Source organism: Anaerobutyricum hallii, from assembly GCF_900209925.1.
In the GTDB taxonomy this organism is placed as follows: domain Bacteria; phylum Bacillota; class Clostridia; order Lachnospirales; family Lachnospiraceae; genus Anaerobutyricum; species Anaerobutyricum soehngenii.
On sequence record NZ_LT907978.1, the window covers coordinates 2,075,244 to 2,092,813 of the forward strand.

The 17,570-nt window shown below is 36.1% G+C and carries 16 protein-coding genes; all 16 read right to left on the reverse strand.

What is annotated here, in order from left to right; genetic code table 11:
• Position 1: 1 nt before the first annotated feature.
• On the reverse strand, positions 2-1,834 hold the full coding sequence (cas8c, locus tag EHLA_RS09480; protein WP_096240537.1) for a type I-C CRISPR-associated protein Cas8c/Csd1: 1,833 nt from the start codon (positions 1,832-1,834) through the stop codon (positions 2-4).
• A complete protein-coding gene (gene cas5c / locus EHLA_RS09485) occupies positions 1,828-2,556 on the reverse strand; it encodes a type I-C CRISPR-associated protein Cas5c (protein WP_096240539.1) in 729 nt (242 codons plus the stop codon). Before cas5c ends, cas8c begins: the two co-directional genes overlap by 7 nt.
• 19 nt (positions 2,557-2,575) lie before the next feature.
• Positions 2,576-4,795 (reverse strand): CRISPR-associated helicase/endonuclease Cas3, encoded by a 2,220-nt coding sequence (locus EHLA_RS09490; protein ID WP_096240541.1) that lies wholly within the window; start codon positions 4,793-4,795, stop codon positions 2,576-2,578.
• Between the two features lie 289 nt (positions 4,796-5,084).
• Complete coding sequence (locus tag EHLA_RS09495; RefSeq protein WP_096240543.1) at positions 5,085-6,266, reverse strand: M20 metallopeptidase family protein; 1,182 nt, start codon at positions 6,264-6,266, stop codon at positions 5,085-5,087.
• A 28-nt stretch (positions 6,267-6,294) separates the two neighbouring features.
• On the reverse strand, positions 6,295-6,771 hold the full coding sequence (locus EHLA_RS09500; protein WP_096240545.1) for a DUF1700 domain-containing protein: 477 nt from the start codon (positions 6,769-6,771) through the stop codon (positions 6,295-6,297).
• A gap of 154 nt (positions 6,772-6,925) precedes the next feature.
• Complete coding sequence (locus tag EHLA_RS09505) at positions 6,926-7,588, reverse strand: potassium channel family protein (protein ID WP_096241617.1); 663 nt, start codon at positions 7,586-7,588, stop codon at positions 6,926-6,928.
• A 16-nt stretch (positions 7,589-7,604) separates the two neighbouring features.
• The gene (locus EHLA_RS09510; RefSeq protein WP_096240547.1) at positions 7,605-8,912 is read right to left on the reverse strand and encodes a TrkH family potassium uptake protein; all 1,308 of its coding nucleotides are present in this window, start codon (positions 8,910-8,912) and stop codon (positions 7,605-7,607) included.
• Positions 8,896-10,224: a hemolysin family protein gene (locus EHLA_RS09515; RefSeq protein ID WP_096240549.1), complete on the reverse strand. Its 1,329-nt coding sequence runs from the start codon at positions 10,222-10,224 to the stop codon at positions 8,896-8,898. Before EHLA_RS09515 ends, EHLA_RS09510 begins: the two co-directional genes overlap by 17 nt.
• Before the next feature lie 328 nt (positions 10,225-10,552).
• Positions 10,553-12,175, reverse strand: a complete 1,623-nt coding sequence (gene groL, locus EHLA_RS09520) for a chaperonin GroEL (protein ID WP_096240551.1) — start codon at positions 12,173-12,175, stop codon at positions 10,553-10,555.
• 89 nt (positions 12,176-12,264) lie between these two features.
• Positions 12,265-12,537, reverse strand: a complete 273-nt coding sequence (locus tag EHLA_RS09525; RefSeq protein WP_021907677.1) for a co-chaperone GroES — start codon at positions 12,535-12,537, stop codon at positions 12,265-12,267.
• A gap of 191 nt (positions 12,538-12,728) precedes the next feature.
• Positions 12,729-13,085: a hypothetical protein gene (locus EHLA_RS09530; protein WP_096240553.1), complete on the reverse strand. Its 357-nt coding sequence runs from the start codon at positions 13,083-13,085 to the stop codon at positions 12,729-12,731.
• 221 nt (positions 13,086-13,306) lie between these two features.
• The gene (locus EHLA_RS09535) at positions 13,307-13,690 is read right to left on the reverse strand and encodes a BlaI/MecI/CopY family transcriptional regulator (protein WP_157908571.1); all 384 of its coding nucleotides are present in this window, start codon (positions 13,688-13,690) and stop codon (positions 13,307-13,309) included.
• 313 nt (positions 13,691-14,003) lie between these two features.
• Entirely contained in the window at positions 14,004-14,864 is an 861-nt protein-coding gene (locus tag EHLA_RS09540) for a DMT family transporter (protein ID WP_096240556.1), read from the reverse strand.
• Between the two features lie 178 nt (positions 14,865-15,042).
• Complete coding sequence (locus tag EHLA_RS09545; RefSeq protein WP_162290858.1) at positions 15,043-16,197, reverse strand: polysaccharide deacetylase family protein; 1,155 nt, start codon at positions 16,195-16,197, stop codon at positions 15,043-15,045.
• A 228-nt stretch (positions 16,198-16,425) separates the two neighbouring features.
• Positions 16,426-16,983, reverse strand: coding sequence for an elongation factor P (gene efp, locus EHLA_RS09550; RefSeq protein WP_021907673.1), 558 nt, complete (start codon positions 16,981-16,983; stop codon positions 16,426-16,428).
• Positions 16,984-17,045: 62 nt separating this feature from the next.
• Positions 17,046-17,561, reverse strand: a complete 516-nt coding sequence (locus EHLA_RS09555) for a YqeG family HAD IIIA-type phosphatase (RefSeq protein ID WP_096240560.1) — start codon at positions 17,559-17,561, stop codon at positions 17,046-17,048.
• Positions 17,562-17,570: the final 9 nt, after the last annotated feature.

The following is a 17,570-nucleotide window of genomic DNA, read 5'->3' on the forward strand; positions in this document are numbered from 1 at the left end:
ATTATTTTTCCTCCTCTTCTTTACTTGCATTCTTTTCATTTTTTTCAAAAAAGCTCTGATATTGCTGATAATATCCCACTATAAATTCTCCCTGTTCTTTTAATGAAAGCAGTTTAGGAAAACCTCCATTCAATGAATCTATAATCTCACCTATTAATTTATTATAAAAAACAGGATATGAAACTTTCTTCAAGTGTGCCTGTCCTAAACGAAGCAATTTAGGAAAAACCATTTGAGGATTCATAGATGCTGATGAAAAATAAGAATCCTTAATTGTTCGATTAAGGGCATTCTGATATGCCTCCTGCTGCAACTTTTCTAAGACGGCAAAAAGTCTTCCAGACAAATATGCCTGCCCCTTATTTTCTTTATCCAATGCCATTTTTAATTCCTCCTTTTTATAATTTCTGTTAATATATGCTTTTATCATTCCTGCTCTTACACCATTTAACTTTTCACTTCCACTATCCACTCTAACTCTTCGAACTACTGTCTCTAATAAAGCATTTGGATAAGGTGTGTCATAAATAATAGACTCAAATATTTTTGCCGACAATGCTGGATTTATTTTATTATTTTTATCATCTTTCATTCTATACTCCGGAGAAGTCAATTCAAAATAAATACGATGAATCGATACAATATCAAGTCCACCTACTATTTTTAATTCCTGCTGAAATTTTGAAATGTTCCATAATATATCTGCATATTTTTTTCTGAAAATAAATTTCACAGACAGCCTTGAAGAATTTGGTTTCAATCCCAATATGTAAAAATCTACATTTTCATCTATTTTATCCAATTCTAAAAAATGTTCTTTTAACACTTTTCCTTTTTGTCCATCTCTCATAAGTTTTTGAAGTATATTGGAAAGTTCTTTTGCTTTTATTTTATCTGTTGTTTGAGAAAGCATCTTTAGGAATAAATCTTCGTATTCTTCCCCTTTATCCATAGCCCAGAAAACAATTGTCATGCCATCTAACAATATTTTGTGCTTGCTACTACTTAATAAAACATTCAAAGCCTCTGTATATTTTTTCATAACTTTTTCTGAAATATTGCTATTATAGGATTGTTCATTCCCATAAGAGCTTTCTGAATTATTATTAAATCCAATCAACACACTTCCTGTTGCCAGGCCACCATATACTCCCTTTATTTTTCCATGTATTCTTGCTATCGGTTCTTCTTCTCCTGTAATGGCACACTGTGCAAATATTTTTTCGTTTTCCATTTCTCTATCAGTTTTATATACAGCATCCCATTTTTTCTTTAACTCAATATCCTCGTATAATAATGTCGTATCTGATTTTCCTGATAAAGTAAAAGAAAATCCAGAGGTCTCATAATCTTTTCCCAACCCTAAAAGAAATTTATTTTCCAATTCATCTTCTGGATTCCAATTTAATAGGAATTGTCGATAAGCATCTGTTATAGGAGACTTTAAATCTTCGATAAATTCTAAATTTTTCTCTACAAATGCCTTATGAGATTTTTTTGCCTTTCCTGTCCTATCTTCCGTAGATAATTCACCTGTTTTTTTATCTCTATTTAATCCAAAAATGTACAAAGGTCTATGTTCTAAAATATTTGCTTCAATTCCAGATTTTTCTGTCCTTTCTGGCATTTTTACTTCTTTCGGAACTAATTTCTTGACCACTTTTTCTTTTTTAGATTCCGCAATTTCTCTCTGCACATTTATTATATTATCTATCGTTCCTTCCTCCGTCAAAGAAATCAGGTAATGAATCTTTACTTTAGAATATCCTTCTGGAAGAACTTTTCCTTCTGCCGATAAAATATCATAATAATTACATAGTGCCTGAATTAGCATTTAAGTCCCTCCCTGTATTTTTCTACATCAATAACTCCATTTACCATATGCGGGCGATAGTAGAGTGTCGATGCTTTATCTGAAAATTTGGGATTATCCCAGTCTCCATTAATCGGCTTTCCACCATCTTCAAATTGTACTTTATAACTCATAAACCCCAAATCAACATCTCCCATTGCAATAATTTCTTCACTGATCATATTCTCATTAAATTTCTCCAGTAATGAAATACTCTTTATCGGAAATTCACTGCATCCTAAACACGGTGTTCTAAAACATTGTCCCTTTTCTAAACGTCGTTTAATAATATTATAGTGCTTTTTTTCCGCATCCTGCTCCTCTTCATTTTTCAGACCTGTCAATTCAAAATGAAACTCTATCCCATATTTCACATTTTTTAATACCATAGAGGCTCTCTGACTCCTGATTTTCGAGGTATAGATACATGGACTTTCCGCTTTCCCTTTCATTTGATTTTTAACTGCTTTAAATTTCACTTTTTCTTTTACTTCATTTCTTCGTATATTAATAAAATCAATTGGATGGAATACAATAATCTTATCAATTACATATCGAACAGCAGGCTTCCAATACACGCTTTTTAGCATTCCTTCCAACGCTCCCGGAGTAGGTACATCATAGCTTACCCTTTCAACCTTAAGCTCCGGCCTGGTAAAACAGGCATAATCCCCCTCTACTAATACTTTAAATCCATAACTCATTATTCTCCCCTCACTTTCATTATAAAAGATAATCTCTTGCTTCAAATAAAAGACCTATTTCTTCGTCATAATAATCCAAATTAGTAAGACAATAAATGCCTGTCCCAAAGTCATCTACCACATTTTGTTTTATTAAATCGTCCAACTCATTTTTATATAAAGAGCAGGTATAATTCTGTAAGTTCCTCTCATTCACTGTTTGCTTACACTCTAAATCTGCTACCATTTGTCTACTTTTCTCATCTCTTGGAATTACTAGAGAAACTGTTCTACTATCAATCAATTCAAAATTCTTTGCATATTCTTTAAATGGAATATACCTAAAATCATCACACATACAATGCATCGTATTTTGAGATATACTATCTTCCTTAAGCGAAAAAATTCTTTCATAATACTCTTTTATACAAGCAGAATCAGAAATATCTTCATATTTTTTTAATAAATCTCTTGTTATATCCATTTCTACTGATATCGCTTTCTTTTTTGAATCAAGCAATTCAAACACAAACACATCTGCCCTTTTCCTTTTTCCCTCTCTGTTGCATCGTCCTCCTGCCTGTAAAATATTATCCAGTCCTTTTAATTCCCTAAAAACTGTGTACACATCCAAATCTACACCAGCTTCTATTAACGATGTAGAAACAATAGTAATCCTTCTCTCTTCCGGTACATTTTTAAAATCTGTGAATTCTTTTTCCAAGCACTTTAACTCTTTTCTGATATTCTTTAATACGATTGCCCTGTCTAACGCTGTCATATATGTAGATAAATGATACTTTTTCCCCGAAATCTTCTTATATAGTTTCCTTGCTGCTTTTCTTGTATTCACGATGATTAATGAGGATGGGCTTAATGAACTCTTTGCAAGCAGTTCATCTTCTCCTATCTCTCCTAAATAATTATAATTACATTTTTGAAACTTTTTAAATAATGACTTATCTTCTATTAAGTTTACAATTTTACTGTCTGTCACTGCATATTTTCTTATCAAGCTTAAATAATCCGGCATTGTTGCTGTTAGAAAAATCGATTCGCTTTGTAAATATTTGGTAATATATGCAACTGCCTGTAGACATGGCTGTAAATATTCTTCTGGCATCATATGTGCTTCATCAAATATTAAAATACTATCAGCCATATTATGTATCTTACGTAACTTTCCACGCTTGTTTGAATAAATTGACTCAAAAAATTGTACCGTTGTAGTAATAATAAACTTCGTATTTCCCCAGTTTTCTACTGCTACCTTAGCCGCTTTTTTATAATCTTCATCCATTTCATCTATATTTTCATAATCAAATGTAGATTGATGCCTTAATATCTCTAAATTATTTTGAAACAGCTCATTAAAAACTTCTGCAGTCTGATCAATGATACTATTATAAGGTATTACATAAATGATTCTTTTTTTCTTTTGTGAAATCACTCGTTCTAACGCAATCTTAACACTCGCCAAGGTTTTTCCACTTCCCGTTGGCATATTCAACAGATAAATTTCCGCAGTTTTTTTTGCATTCTCAAATGCCTGGCTTTGTAACAATGCTCTGGCTGTTTGAAGCTCTGTTTCAACCTGAAAACTTTCTAATTTTTGATTTACATTATCTAACGCTGCCCCAAAATCCCCTTTTAATTCTCTTGGTCTTTCATCAACTCTACAAAAATTCGCTGTATCTTCTGAGTCTGCATCTACAAGACATGAAAATAAATATCTTGTCAAAAATGCAATCTTATCTAGTACTTTCTCTTCACTATTGTCACAATCTGATAACAGAAATTGTAGAAAATCCTTCTCATCTAGTTCCGGTATTTCCAATTCTTCTTTATATGTAGAAAAATCTTCAAATTTTCTTTTTAATCTTCCAGCTAATGTCGAATCTGTCCCATAATCATTTCTAGTTCCACCATCTGGTATTCCTGAATGATGCCCGGCTATACAATATTCCATCATTCTTGACAAAATCCCTAATGGATATCTGGATTTATTCTCCGACATATCTTTTACAATAATTACTCCACAAGTTGAATGTTCTACCCTTATATCACTTCCTGATATTCTTTTTTGAAAAGATTCCTGATACTTCCCACAGTCGTGTAATAACCCTGTTACATATGCTATCTTCTTAAATATTTCAACAGCATATTCTTCCGCTAACATCGCAACATTTTCACTATGTTCCTTTACTGTTTGTTCTGTTTTTAATTCTTCATTAATATGCGCAATATACTTTTTCTCCATATAATACCCTTTCAAAAGCAATATTGTATTTATTTTTGTACATTCATGATAGCACACTTATTTTTTTATTTCAATTTTTTCTTTATTTAGTTGAATATTAATTATAATTCCAATAAAAAAGTTCCTTGCATTTTTCTGCAAGAAACTTTCTCTAGAACAATATTCAACCAAATAATTTCTACTCACATACTTATAAGGCATGACTTCCATTTATAAATACACTTTTTATAAATTACATCCTTTATTCTATACTAACAAACTGGAAAATCCAATCCCAAAATTATATACTCTACTCTTCCTTCTCCCGATGCATCGCCGAAACTACCGCCGCCAAATGAAGCAGCACTCCATCAGCAAGTGCAGATTCTTCGATCTCAAACTTCGGATGATGATTCGGATAACACTTTCTTCCCGGTGTGCCACAGCCTGCGAAGGCAAATACGCCCGGAACTTCCTTCTGGTACCAGGAGAAGTCTTCTCCAAGCATCAATGGTGCGATATGGACCAGCTTTCTATTCTCTAATAGCTGTTCCGCTTCGTCTGCGATCCGACGGGAAAGTGCTTCGTCGTTAAGTACCGGTGGATGGGAACCCTGCTCATAAGCAATCTTTACATTCCCACCGTAGCTGTCAGCGACTGCTTCCGCTCTTCTTCGGATGGCATCCTGCAGATGCTGTGCTACTATTTCAGAATAACTTCGACAAGTTCCTTCTAATACGGCTTTTCCTGAAATGATATTATACTGTGTTCCTGATTTTAAGGAACCGACTGTGACAACTGCTCCTTCGATCGGGTCTAATTCTCTTGCTACAATTGTCTGTATATTCATCACAAAATCCGCTGCCATAACCGTAGCATCCACACATTGATGCGGTTTTGCCGCATGGCCGCCTTTACCGATAAAAGTAATAGAAAAACGGTCTGTCTGTGCCATTCTTGCTCCCGGTTCTACCGAAATCTCCCCGGCCTTTATATCGGAAAACAGATGCAGGCCAAATATCTCATCCACATCTTCTAAGATTCCCTGTGAAATAATATGTTTTGCACCTTTTGTATTCTCTTCAGATGGCTGAAAAATCAGCTTGACACGTACTGTAAGTTCTGATTCCATCTCTTTTAATATGGAGGCTGCCCCTAAAAGCCCTGCAATATGTCCATCGTGTCCACAGGCATGCATCTTTCCCGGATGTTTTGACTGAAATGGCAGATCCGTATCTTCTGAAACTCTCAGACCATCAATATCCGCTCTAAGTGCTACTGTATAGGCATCATGTGGTCCAATATATGCGGTTACTCCTGTTGGATCCAAACGAAGTGGATGAATTCCCATCGCAGTAAGCTTCTCACAGATTAATTCTGTTGTTTTTTCTTCCTCAAAACCCAATTCCGGTATCTGATGGAATTCATGATACCAGGAAATGAACTCTTCTCTCTTCCCGGATACTTTCTCTAATAATTCTTCCCGTATCATACTTGCCTCCTTTTTATATGCTCTTACTCTATCCACGAATCAAACGAACAATGAACACGATTGCAATAATTACAACTGCGACCGGTAACAATGCCCGAAGTAAAAATAATACAACAAAAAATATAAGTGCTGATATAATGATTGTCATGATCATTCTTCCAGCATTCTGCAGCGTTCCGCTTCCCCGCTGTCTGCTGCTTTCAATATCGCCTCTTTCAGAATCATACGAACTTCCATAATTACTGTATGAGCCTTCCCTGTAATCGCTGTCTTCATAACCTGAATTACCAGAAGCGGCCCCCTCATTCCCATGAGCATCAATAATTGAACGTGCGATAAGACGTGGACTTCCTAACTCCCGGATCACATCTTCCTCACTTTTTCCATTACGGATCTCGTCCTCAAAATACTGCCTGTAATATGTTAAAGAATCGGACAATTCATACGCAGATACCTCTCCTTGCAGAGACTGTTCTAATTCCATCATAAACTGTTCTTTTGTCATTCTTTTCTACCTTTCTTTTGCTTTCGATACTTTTATTCTTTTTCATAAATACTTTGTTCAAGAATACCAAGGCATTCTTACTGCGAGGTGTGTGTCATGTAAGGCATGACCTATTCTTCTATAACTTTAAAACATCCTTCTTCAAATATCCAGACTAATTATCTTTTTCAAATTTATCCATATTTTCGGTTTTTCCAATTACTACAATAATATCATTATGTTTAAAGCGATAATCCGGCATAATTTCAATATTCGTTTCCGAATTATTTTCTAAAGCGATAATATTTAATTGATACTTCCGACGGATTTCTGATTCCTGCACACTTTTGCCGATCAGATTTTTCCCAACCGGAATCTGACGGATTTCTATATTGTTACTTAAAGAAACAAAATCAAGGAAATTATCCGATATTAATTTTTTCCCAAGGCGAAGTGCCATATCACGTTCCGGATAGACTACCTCTGCGCCAAGCTTCTTTAATACTGCTCCCTGCTCTTCACTTGTCGCTTTGGCAATAACATGCGGCACGCCAAGTTCTAATGCAGACATTGTTGTTAAAATACTGACATCGACTTTTTCTCCAATACAGATAATTGCAACATCGCAGTTCTGGATTCCTGTTTCTCTTAACGTATCGATTCCCAGACTTTCTGCTACAAACGCATAATCCGTATAACGACGGATATTTTTAATCTTTTCTTCACTTCTGTCAACTGCGATTACTTCTTTTCCTGCCTGTGCAAGGGCAATGGCAAGTGCTGTTCCAAAACGTCCAAGTCCAATCACTCCATAAGCTGTTCCACGCTTCTTTTTCATCTCTATATCCTTTCTTCTATCCAATCGAAATCATTTCTTCAGAATATCTTGCATTCGGTGTAGTATCTTTACTCCATACAGAAAGAAGTGTAAATGCACCAACACGTCCCGTAAACATTAACAGAATAAGAAGTATTCTTGCAGCTATGCCAAGTTCCGGAGTAATTCCTGTAGAAAGTCCTGCGGTACTGAATGCAGATATCACTTCAAATATAAGCTGTATAAAATCATATTCCGGCTCAAATACACATATCAAAAATGTAGCGGTGCATAAAATGCCGACATATAATACTGTAATCATAAATGCCTTTGAAATATTCTCATCAGATATGCTGCGCCGGAAAGCATGTGCAGACTTTTTCCTTCCCATACATTTTAAAGCCTGTATCATCACAAAAATGGTCGTTGTCTTTGCACCACCTCCCGTTGAACCCGGAGAGGCACCGATGAACATAAGAATACACATCGCAAATAAGCCTGCTTTTGAAAAGCTTCCAATATCATACGTAGAAAATCCTGCTGTTCTCGTTGTCATACTCTGAAAAAATGCACCCATCCATGTGATATTTTTTTCTGTTGCCTTTAAAATAAACATACCTCCAAGCAGAAGTACTGCTGTCATAGAAACAACAACCTTTGAATGCAGACAAAGTTTTTTAAAACGTTTTTGCTTCACAATATCTACAAGAACAAGAAAACCAAGACCGCCGGCAATTACCAAAATATCTGTTGTTATATTTAGTAAAATATTATCTTTGTAGGGAATCAGATTATGCATTCCTCCAAGATTATCAAAGCCAGCATTATTAAACGCGGCAATAGAATGAAAAATGCTTATTCCTATTGCATGTAATGGCGAATAATCTTTCCTAAATACAATAAAACTGATAAGCGCTCCTACTGCCTCAAATCCAAGAGTAATCGCAAGAACGACCCGCACCAGACGCACCATTCCGCCATAGGTGTCAACATTTAATGCCTCTTTTACCATCAGACGGCTTTTAATGCTTACTCTTTTACCGGCTGCGATAATCAGTCCGACACCGACAGAAGCAATTCCCAGACCACCGATCTGTATCAACATGGCAATGATTATCTGCCCTATCGCAGTAAAGCTGTCTGCAGTATCTACTACTACAAGACCGGTAACGCAAACAGCACTCGTTGATGTAAATAATGCATTAAGAAAAGAAAGATGTACTCCTTTTTTCAGAGAAAAAGGCATCATCAATAGTATTGCTCCCGTCAGGATTACTACACTAAACCCCAGCGCAATAATCCTGCTTGGACTTTGCTTTTTTAATAAATCAAATATCCGCTTCATTGCTTCCTCTTTTCTTAACTTTTCGCACGATTGCATAGTCCACCATATGATTCTCAATATTTTTTACATCTATCTTTAAATCATTCACTTCCAGCGAAAACTTTTCTCCTTCTGCCGGAACTCTTCCGATTGCATCCCACACAAAACCACTGAAAGTATCAAACACTTCCGGGAACTCTACACCAAGAGCCTCCGATACCTCGTCAAGCTGTGCACAGCCCTGAATCCGCCAGACATCTTCTTTGATTTTTTTAATATCTTCCGGTTTTGCCGGCATTTCTTCTTCTTCTAACTCACCAACTAAAGCTTCTACCAGGTCATGAAGCGTTACGATTCCACTCATTCCTCCGTACTCATCAAGTACAACTGCAAAATAAATCCTAACCTTCTTCATATGTGCAAACAATATGTTGGCCTTCATATTCTCTGGTACAAAATACGGATCATCCACCGCATTCTTCATTACGTATTCCTTTGACTTATCTTCCGAACGAAAATAATCTTTCGTATCAAGAATCCCTACAACGTCTTCCTGATTTGAATCAATAATCGGAAAATGTGAAAAACGACATTCTCTGATCGTCTTCTCCCATTCCTGCGCATCGTCCTCAAGATTTAAACAAACCAGATCCCGCCGTCTTGTACTGACCTGTTCCGCTGTCGTATCATTAAACTCAAATACATTCTGGATCAGTTTACTCTCTTCATTCTGAATCGTACCCTGCTCTTTTCCCTCTGCAAGCATCATACGGATTTCCTCTTCTGTAACTACTTCCTGTTCTTCCTCCGGATTAATACCGACTATCCGCAAAAAGATATTAGAAGAAATATGAAGCAATCCCGCAAGCGGTGCAAATAGCTTCGCAGCAAGAAATAATATTCCTACCCTTTTAAAGGCATCATCCTCGGATTTACTCATCGCTGCCCTTTTTGGCAATATCTCACCAAACAGCAGATTCACATACGTAAGAATAAGTGTAACTACGATAACCGACACTCCATAAATGACCTGTTCTGAAACAATCATCTTTCCTGCAAAACCTTCCAGCACTACACTTTTTACAAATTCTGCAAAATACACTGCCACAAAAGCGCCACTTAGCAATCCTGCGAATGTCACAGCCGCCTGTATCGCCTCAAGAAACTTTGCCGGCTTCTCAAGGAGCAGAACAGCCTTCTCAGCCCGTCGGTCACCTTCTTCTGCCATCTGTTTTATCTTTGTTTCATTCATAGAAATAACCGAAATCTCTGCACTTGAAAAAATCGCATTCAATATGATCAATACAATCTGTAATATTATTATGCCAACCATTTTTTCTAAAAAAATCCTCCATGTATGTAGTATATACTCTCAGAGTCTTCCCTTCACTTACTTATATTAAAAAGATTTATAAGAAGATTCCAAGGGCACATTAGTAAAACCTATTATAGCACAAAACCCCTAAAAATAACATTTTGATTTAAATAAACGTGGGAATCAAAAAAAGTACAGCATCGCAGCTGTAATGTCATAGTAAATAAAATGTGTTTAAACATTCTCACACATGACAATCTTTACATATACGATACTGTACTTTTTAATTTCTTATATTAATCAAATATTAATCAATTATCAAGATATTTGAATCAAAAGATATTGATTACATCATTCCCATTCCGCCTGCTGGCATTGCTGGAGCTGGTGCATCTTCTTTAATGTCTGCTACTACAGATTCTGTTGTCAGTAAAGTAGAAGCTACGCTTGTTGCGTTCTGTAATGCACTTCTTGTTACCTTTGCAGGATCAATGATTCCAGATTCAACCATATTTACATATGTTTCTGTTAATGCATCAAATCCCATTCCTACTTCGCTTTCTGCTACTTTGTTAATGATAACAGATCCTTCAAGCCCTGCATTCGCTGCAATGTGATATAAAGGAGCTTCTAACGCTTTCAGCACGATTTCGGCACCTGTCTTTTCATCACCAGAAAGTTCTTTAGCCATTTCTTTCACTGCTTTTGCTGCATGGATGTAAGCAGATCCACCACCTGCGATGATACCTTCTTCCACTGCTGCTCTTGTTGCTGCTAAAGCATCTTCCAGACGAAGTTTTGCTTCTTTCATTTCTGTTTCTGTTGCGGCACCAACACGAATAACTGCAACACCACCAGATAATTTAGCTAATCTTTCCTGTAATTTTTCTTTATCAAACTCAGATGTTGTCTCTTCAATCTGGGACTTAATCTGACCTACTCTTGCTTTGATCGCATCTTTATCTCCAGCACCATCAACGATTACTGTATTCTCTTTTTCAACTTTAACAGATTTTGCACGACCAAGCATATCAATTGTTGCATCTTTCAGTTCGATACCAACTTCTTCAGAAACAACTGTACCACCTGTTAAGATAGCGATATCTTCAAGCATTGCTTTTCTTCTGTCACCATATCCAGGAGCTTTCACACCAACAACAGAGAATGTTCCTCTTAATTTGTTAACGATTAATGTTGTTAATGCTTCTCCTTCAATATCCTCAGCGATAATTAATAATTTAGAACCGCTCTGTACAATCTGCTCTAATAATGGAAGGATTTCCTGAATATTAGCAATCTTCTTATCTGTAATCAGAATATATGGATCATCTAATTCTGCAACCATTTTTTCCATGTCTGTTGCCATATAAGCTGAAATATATCCACGATCGAACTGCATACCTTCTACAAGGTCAAGTTCTGTTTTCATTGTCTTAGACTCTTCGATCGTAATAACGCCATCCTGAGAAACTTTCTCCATAGCGTCTGCTACTAACTGGCCAACTTCTTCATCAGCGGCAGAGATTGATGCAACTTTGGCAATCTGTTCTTTGCCTCCAACCTGCTCGCTCATCTTTTCGATAGCTTCTACTGCTGCATTTGTTGCTTTCTTCATACCTTTTCTTAAGATAATAGGATTTGCACCTGCTGCTAAGTTCTTCATACCTGCATTGATCATTGCCTGTGCTAAAACAGTAGCTGTTGTAGTACCGTCACCTGCAACATCGTTTGTCTTTGTTGCAACTTCTTTTACAATCTGAGCACCCATATTTTCAAATGCATCTTCTAATTCAATATCTTTTGCGATCGTAACACCATCATTTGTAATTAAAGGAGCGCCAAAGCTCTTATCAAGAACTACGTTACGTCCTTTTGGTCCAAGTGTTACTCTTACAGTATCTGCTAACTGGTTTACGCCTGCTTCTAATGCTTTTCTGGCTTCTACGCCATATTTAATCTCTTTAGCCATAATAAAGATTCCTCCTGTTATATAAAATATATTAACCAAAAATTATGGATGATTATCTGATATAAATCAAAATAAATATATGTTACCTATTATTCTACGATTGCAAGAATATCACTCTGTTTTACGATGATATATTCTTCCTCTTCCATTTTAACATTCGTTCCTGCATATTTAGAATAAATTACTTTCTGTCCAACGGTTACTTCCATCTTAACATCATCTGTTCCAGGACCTACAGCTACTACTTCTGCTTCCTGTGGTTTTTCCTGTGCGGAGCTAGTAAGAATAATACCAGTCTTTGTTTTTGTTTCTGCCTCCAGCTGTTTTAATACAACTCTGTCTGCTAATGGTACTAACTTCATAATATAATGCCTCCTAATTAAAATTAATTGTAAATCTGTTATCTTTCTTATTTTTATATTGTTAGCACTCATTACGTTTGAGTGCTAATCGCTAATACCTATAATATGTTTTTTCTTTTATAATTGCAAGTTTAAAAATTCTTTATTTCTTGGTAATTTGTTTTATATCTATATTTATCTCTTTTTTCCTCTTATTTTCTGATTATATCTCTTTTTTCTTTAGTTTTTCTCTTTTCAGTATGTTTCTTCTCAAGATTCTTCATTCGAAACCGCCCATTTTCATAAATACCGGTAATCTGCTTATATCCTCTTTTTGTTTTTATAATGTCTCCCACCTTAGCATCTGGAGGTAATTGAAACTTTCCGTACACTCTTCGAATTCTGTTTCGGTTCTTTTTTCTCCCATATATCTTATGCGGAACACTATACATTCTTTCCATAGCCAAAGGAGGCTCCTCTCCTTTTCTATCATATTCCTCTGCATTCACTACCATGGAACACAATAGAATTCCTATAAGTACTCCAAACCCCAGTATTCTTATCTTCATCGTTCTCCTCCCCAGCGCAATCAAGTCATTCCATCATCGCAATTATCTCAATGATCTCAATCATCTGTACCTTATTTTACTTTATATATAGACGCAGTTTTTATATAAAATGTTTCATCTTTTTGTAAAAAAGAAAAAGTGCACTATCTATATAGCACACTTTATCATTTCTTTTATTTAATTACAAACTGTTATCTTTCTTCGTTTTTTCTATTATAACTTCAGGAATCACTCTTTATCGCTTTAATCTGTGAGAGCAGTTCCTGCTCATCCACATCCGTAATCGCATCATCACCCGTCAGCGCCGCAATAAAATGGCTGATCTTTCCATCGTATGACTCTTTAAGAATCGCCCTTGCTTTATTCTGCTTAAACTGCGCCTTTGTTATCTTCATCTGATAACAGGTCTTTGTTCCTTCTTTTTCTTTCTTTAACAGTCCCTTTTCAATGAGACGGCTTAAAAAAGTATTCAATGTCTGTTTCTTCCAGTTTTTATCCAGATTCTCATTAAAATACTTCATCAATTCCCCAAAAGTATACTTATCCCCCATTCCCCAGAAATACTCCATTATCTCGTATTCTGTTTTACTCAAGTGACTACTCATATACTTCATCCTCCTGTGTACTTGCTTTGCATTTTATAATATATAGACTATACTATGGCTTAATTATTTTTGCAAGCACTTTCTATATTTCTTTCATTGACATTAGTTAGGGTTAAAAGGTATCTTGACATTTTTTTTAATATATTATACTGTACTCTCAGATTTTTTTGATTTTTATTTATAATAAACGAAAGGATTTTTTATGAAAAAAATAGGTCGTTACCATAATGATTACAGTCCAAGATATACAGAAGCATTTGATATTTACGAGAAAGCAAAAAATCATGTAAAAGCTCAAAAAAAGAAAGAAAGATTACGCTCTCTTTCGATTATTGAACAAGAACATGGCAACAGAAGCTGCGATGATAATTCCGTATCCGACAAAGCTCCACAAATCAGGAATCTGTCTAAGGAACAGAAAACCAAGGATTGTGGAGAAAATAATCTGTGAATAATCATAGATTGAAATCTCGCCTGCCGGTGCGCAGGTATATGCTGCAGTAATAGTAAACTGTCCTCCACTTGCAAATAATCCGGCAAGGAGCAGACAGCCAAACTGAGCAAGTGTCATTGGATGAAAGTCAAATATAAGATATGGCAATGTCACTATACAGGAGAATGCGGAGAAAAAGAGGACGATAAACGGACCTTTCACACCGTTTGTTCCAAGGATTCGAACATACGTATATGCGATTCCTGCTCCCATTCCACCAAGAAGTCCAATAAAAGCCGGGAGTGCAGTTACTGAGGCAAAACCTGGTTTAATAACAAATAAACTTCCGATAAAAGCGATACATACACAACTTGCCGCAAATGGATGTATTTTTTCTTTTAAAAGCAGAAATGAAAACAAAATGGCAAAGAACGGAGATAGTTTATTTAAAATAGATGCATCTGCAAGCATCAGATGATCGATCGCATAGTAATTACATAAAATACCAAGCGTACCACAGATTGAACGCATCAACAGATTTTTAAGCTGTCCTTTTGGTATATGCACTGGTGTATGCGATTTTTTCAAAGCAATAAGCGCAAAAAATACTGCAACAAAATTACGGAAAAAGCTTTTCTCAATAGACGGCAGATCTCCGGCAAGCCGAACCATCATATTCATAAGTGCAAAGAAAAAAGCTGACGTAATAATCAAGATAATCCCTTTATTTTTCTGACTCATACAAATTCCTCTTTCTATAATTAATTATAGTTAAAAATTCTAGTTAAAACTTTTTAATGCCGAACTTGAAAGAAGAAGCATAATTCATTAAAGTATTGATTTTATAACTTTAATAAATCATGCTTCTTTTAAATAGTATCTACAGCAGTTTCGTCCTTACCTTTTGGCTGCAGGCATCTTACTCTGAAACAGCGGTAGTTCCTGTTGCTGCATCGGTAGAATCTGCAGGTGTTGTCTCTGTCACTGCCTGTGTTGTAGGATCTGTACGATAATGAACAGTTCCCGCATCAAGAGATTCTCCTCTTGCTTTATAGAGTTCAGGTACGGTTACTAACTGGAATCCCTGTGCGATCAAATCCGGAACAAATCGTTTTACTGCATCTACATTATATTCGTGGATGTCGTGAAGAAGTACAACATCTCCATCCTGTGCTTTCATCACTTCATTATAGGTCGCATCTGCATTCTTTGTTTTCCAGTCCTCTGTATCAAGGGACCAGTTCATACAGCAAAGGTTATATCCACCTACGGCAGATAATACTGTTTTGTTTACTGCTCCATAAGGAGGACGCATTAAGCTTGGCTTCACACCAATGGCATCTTCAATCGCATTAACAGACTTGCTGATTTCACTGTCAAGTGTAGATGCGTCAAGACTTGTGAGAACTTTATGGCTGTACGTATGTGTTCCAACTTCCATACCAAGATTATGTTCTCTCTGTACAGTTTCCGGATAATATCCCGCATTCTGTCCTAAACAGAAGAAAGTTGCCTTTGCATAGTTTTCTTCTAAAGTATCAAGCATTGGGGTTGTTGTATCCGGGTTAGGACCATCATCAAAAGTAATCGCTACCATTGGTTTACTTGGGTCGATTGCCGGATAAATTCTAAGATCAAAAGATGCGCTTAACTTCGAACCATCTGTTGCTGTAGCAGTTACCTTCACTGTATTCTTACCTGCATTCTTGCCTGGTTTTAACACTCCATCTTTTGTAACTGTTACCATTCCATCTTTATCACAAGTCCACTTCAGCTTCGTATTTGTCGCATTCGATGGCTCATGCGTAATCTTTAACTGCATTGTCTCGCCAACACGAATCGTTGTTGCCGGTGCACTGACCTTTAAATCTGTCATCGGTACACTGTTATCCGCTTTTTCAGTTGATGCTTCTGTTGCTTTTCCTGAATCCATTCCTTTATTCCCTGCTTTGTTATCTGCTGAACCAGGAGAAAAAAGATTCCTTATAATAGCAAAAATACCACATAATAATATCACAACAACTACGATTGCTGCGATCATCTTAACGGCACCTGATTTCTTTTTTCTTTTCATGACTGCCTCCTGTAAAGTCTCTACTTTCATGTACTCTTAAAAATCTGTTACATCTATTCAAGAATGTCTCGACATTCTTGCTGCGAGATACGCGCTACCTGCAGAGTGAACGTCATCTCTCATCTGATATAAAATATAAAAGGCGAAAACCAAAGTATGATTTCCGCCTGCTTTTAACTTATTGCATAGTTTCAAAATGTCATAAAGATATTCTGAAATGAACAAAAATTATACTCTGGATAAGTATTCTCCTGTTCTGGTATCAATCTTTAACTTATCGCCAAGATTTACAAATAAAGGTACGTATACAACTGCTCCTGTCTCAACTGTACAAGGCTTTGTTGCTCCTGTTGCTGTATTACCTTTCTCACCTGGTTCACATTCTGTTACTTCTAACTCTGCAAACATTGGTGGTTCAACAGCAAAGATATCTCCGTTATGAGAAATCATCTTAACCATATCATTCTCACGAACAAACTTAAGAGAGTCACCAATCATATCTTCGTTCAATGCGATCTGATCGAATGTCTCTACATCCATGAAGTAATATAAGTCACCATCTGTGTATAAATACTGCATATCTGTACGCTCGATATGTGCCGGTGGGAACTTCTCTGTTGGACGGAATGTCTTCTCAACAACACCACCGTTCTTAATATTCTTCATCTTTGTTCTTACGAAAGCTGCACCCTTTCCTGGTTTTACATGCTGGAAATCTACGATCTGAAATACATTTCCCTCAAGTTCGATAGTTAAGCCATTTTTAAAATCGCCTGCAGAAATCATATCTGAAAATCCTCCTTAATCACTAGTAAATCATTCATTAATCTATTCTATAATAAATACCTCTATTTTTCAACACTTTTTTTCCTTATGCTTCGGAAATAGAAAAACAGAACGATTCTTTCCAGATATCGTTTGAGAACGATCTGAATCTCTTCTTTTGGGTGGATCGGCTTAACCATGATCGTGTAAAGACCGGCTCTCTTTGCCCCTAATACGTCTGTAAAAATCTGATCTCCTATAAACAGGGTATTTTCTTTTGTTGTTTTTATTTTACGGATTCCTTCTTCATATCCTCCCGGCAGAGGTTTTCCTGCTTTAAAAATATAGTCAGAATCTACTTTATCGCAAAAACTTTTTACTCTCGGTTCTTTATTATTCGATATAAGACAGGTTGTAAAACCTATCTGTTTTAATTCTTTAAACAAAGCAATCGCCCGCTCATCCGCAGGAGCTCCATGAGGAACTAAAGTGTTATCAATATCGAACAATATTCCTCTGTATCCGTCCTTATATAACTTTTTAAAATCAATTGCATAAGTAGAATCCATATACTCATCCGGGTATAACATGTGCCGCATATATTTTCC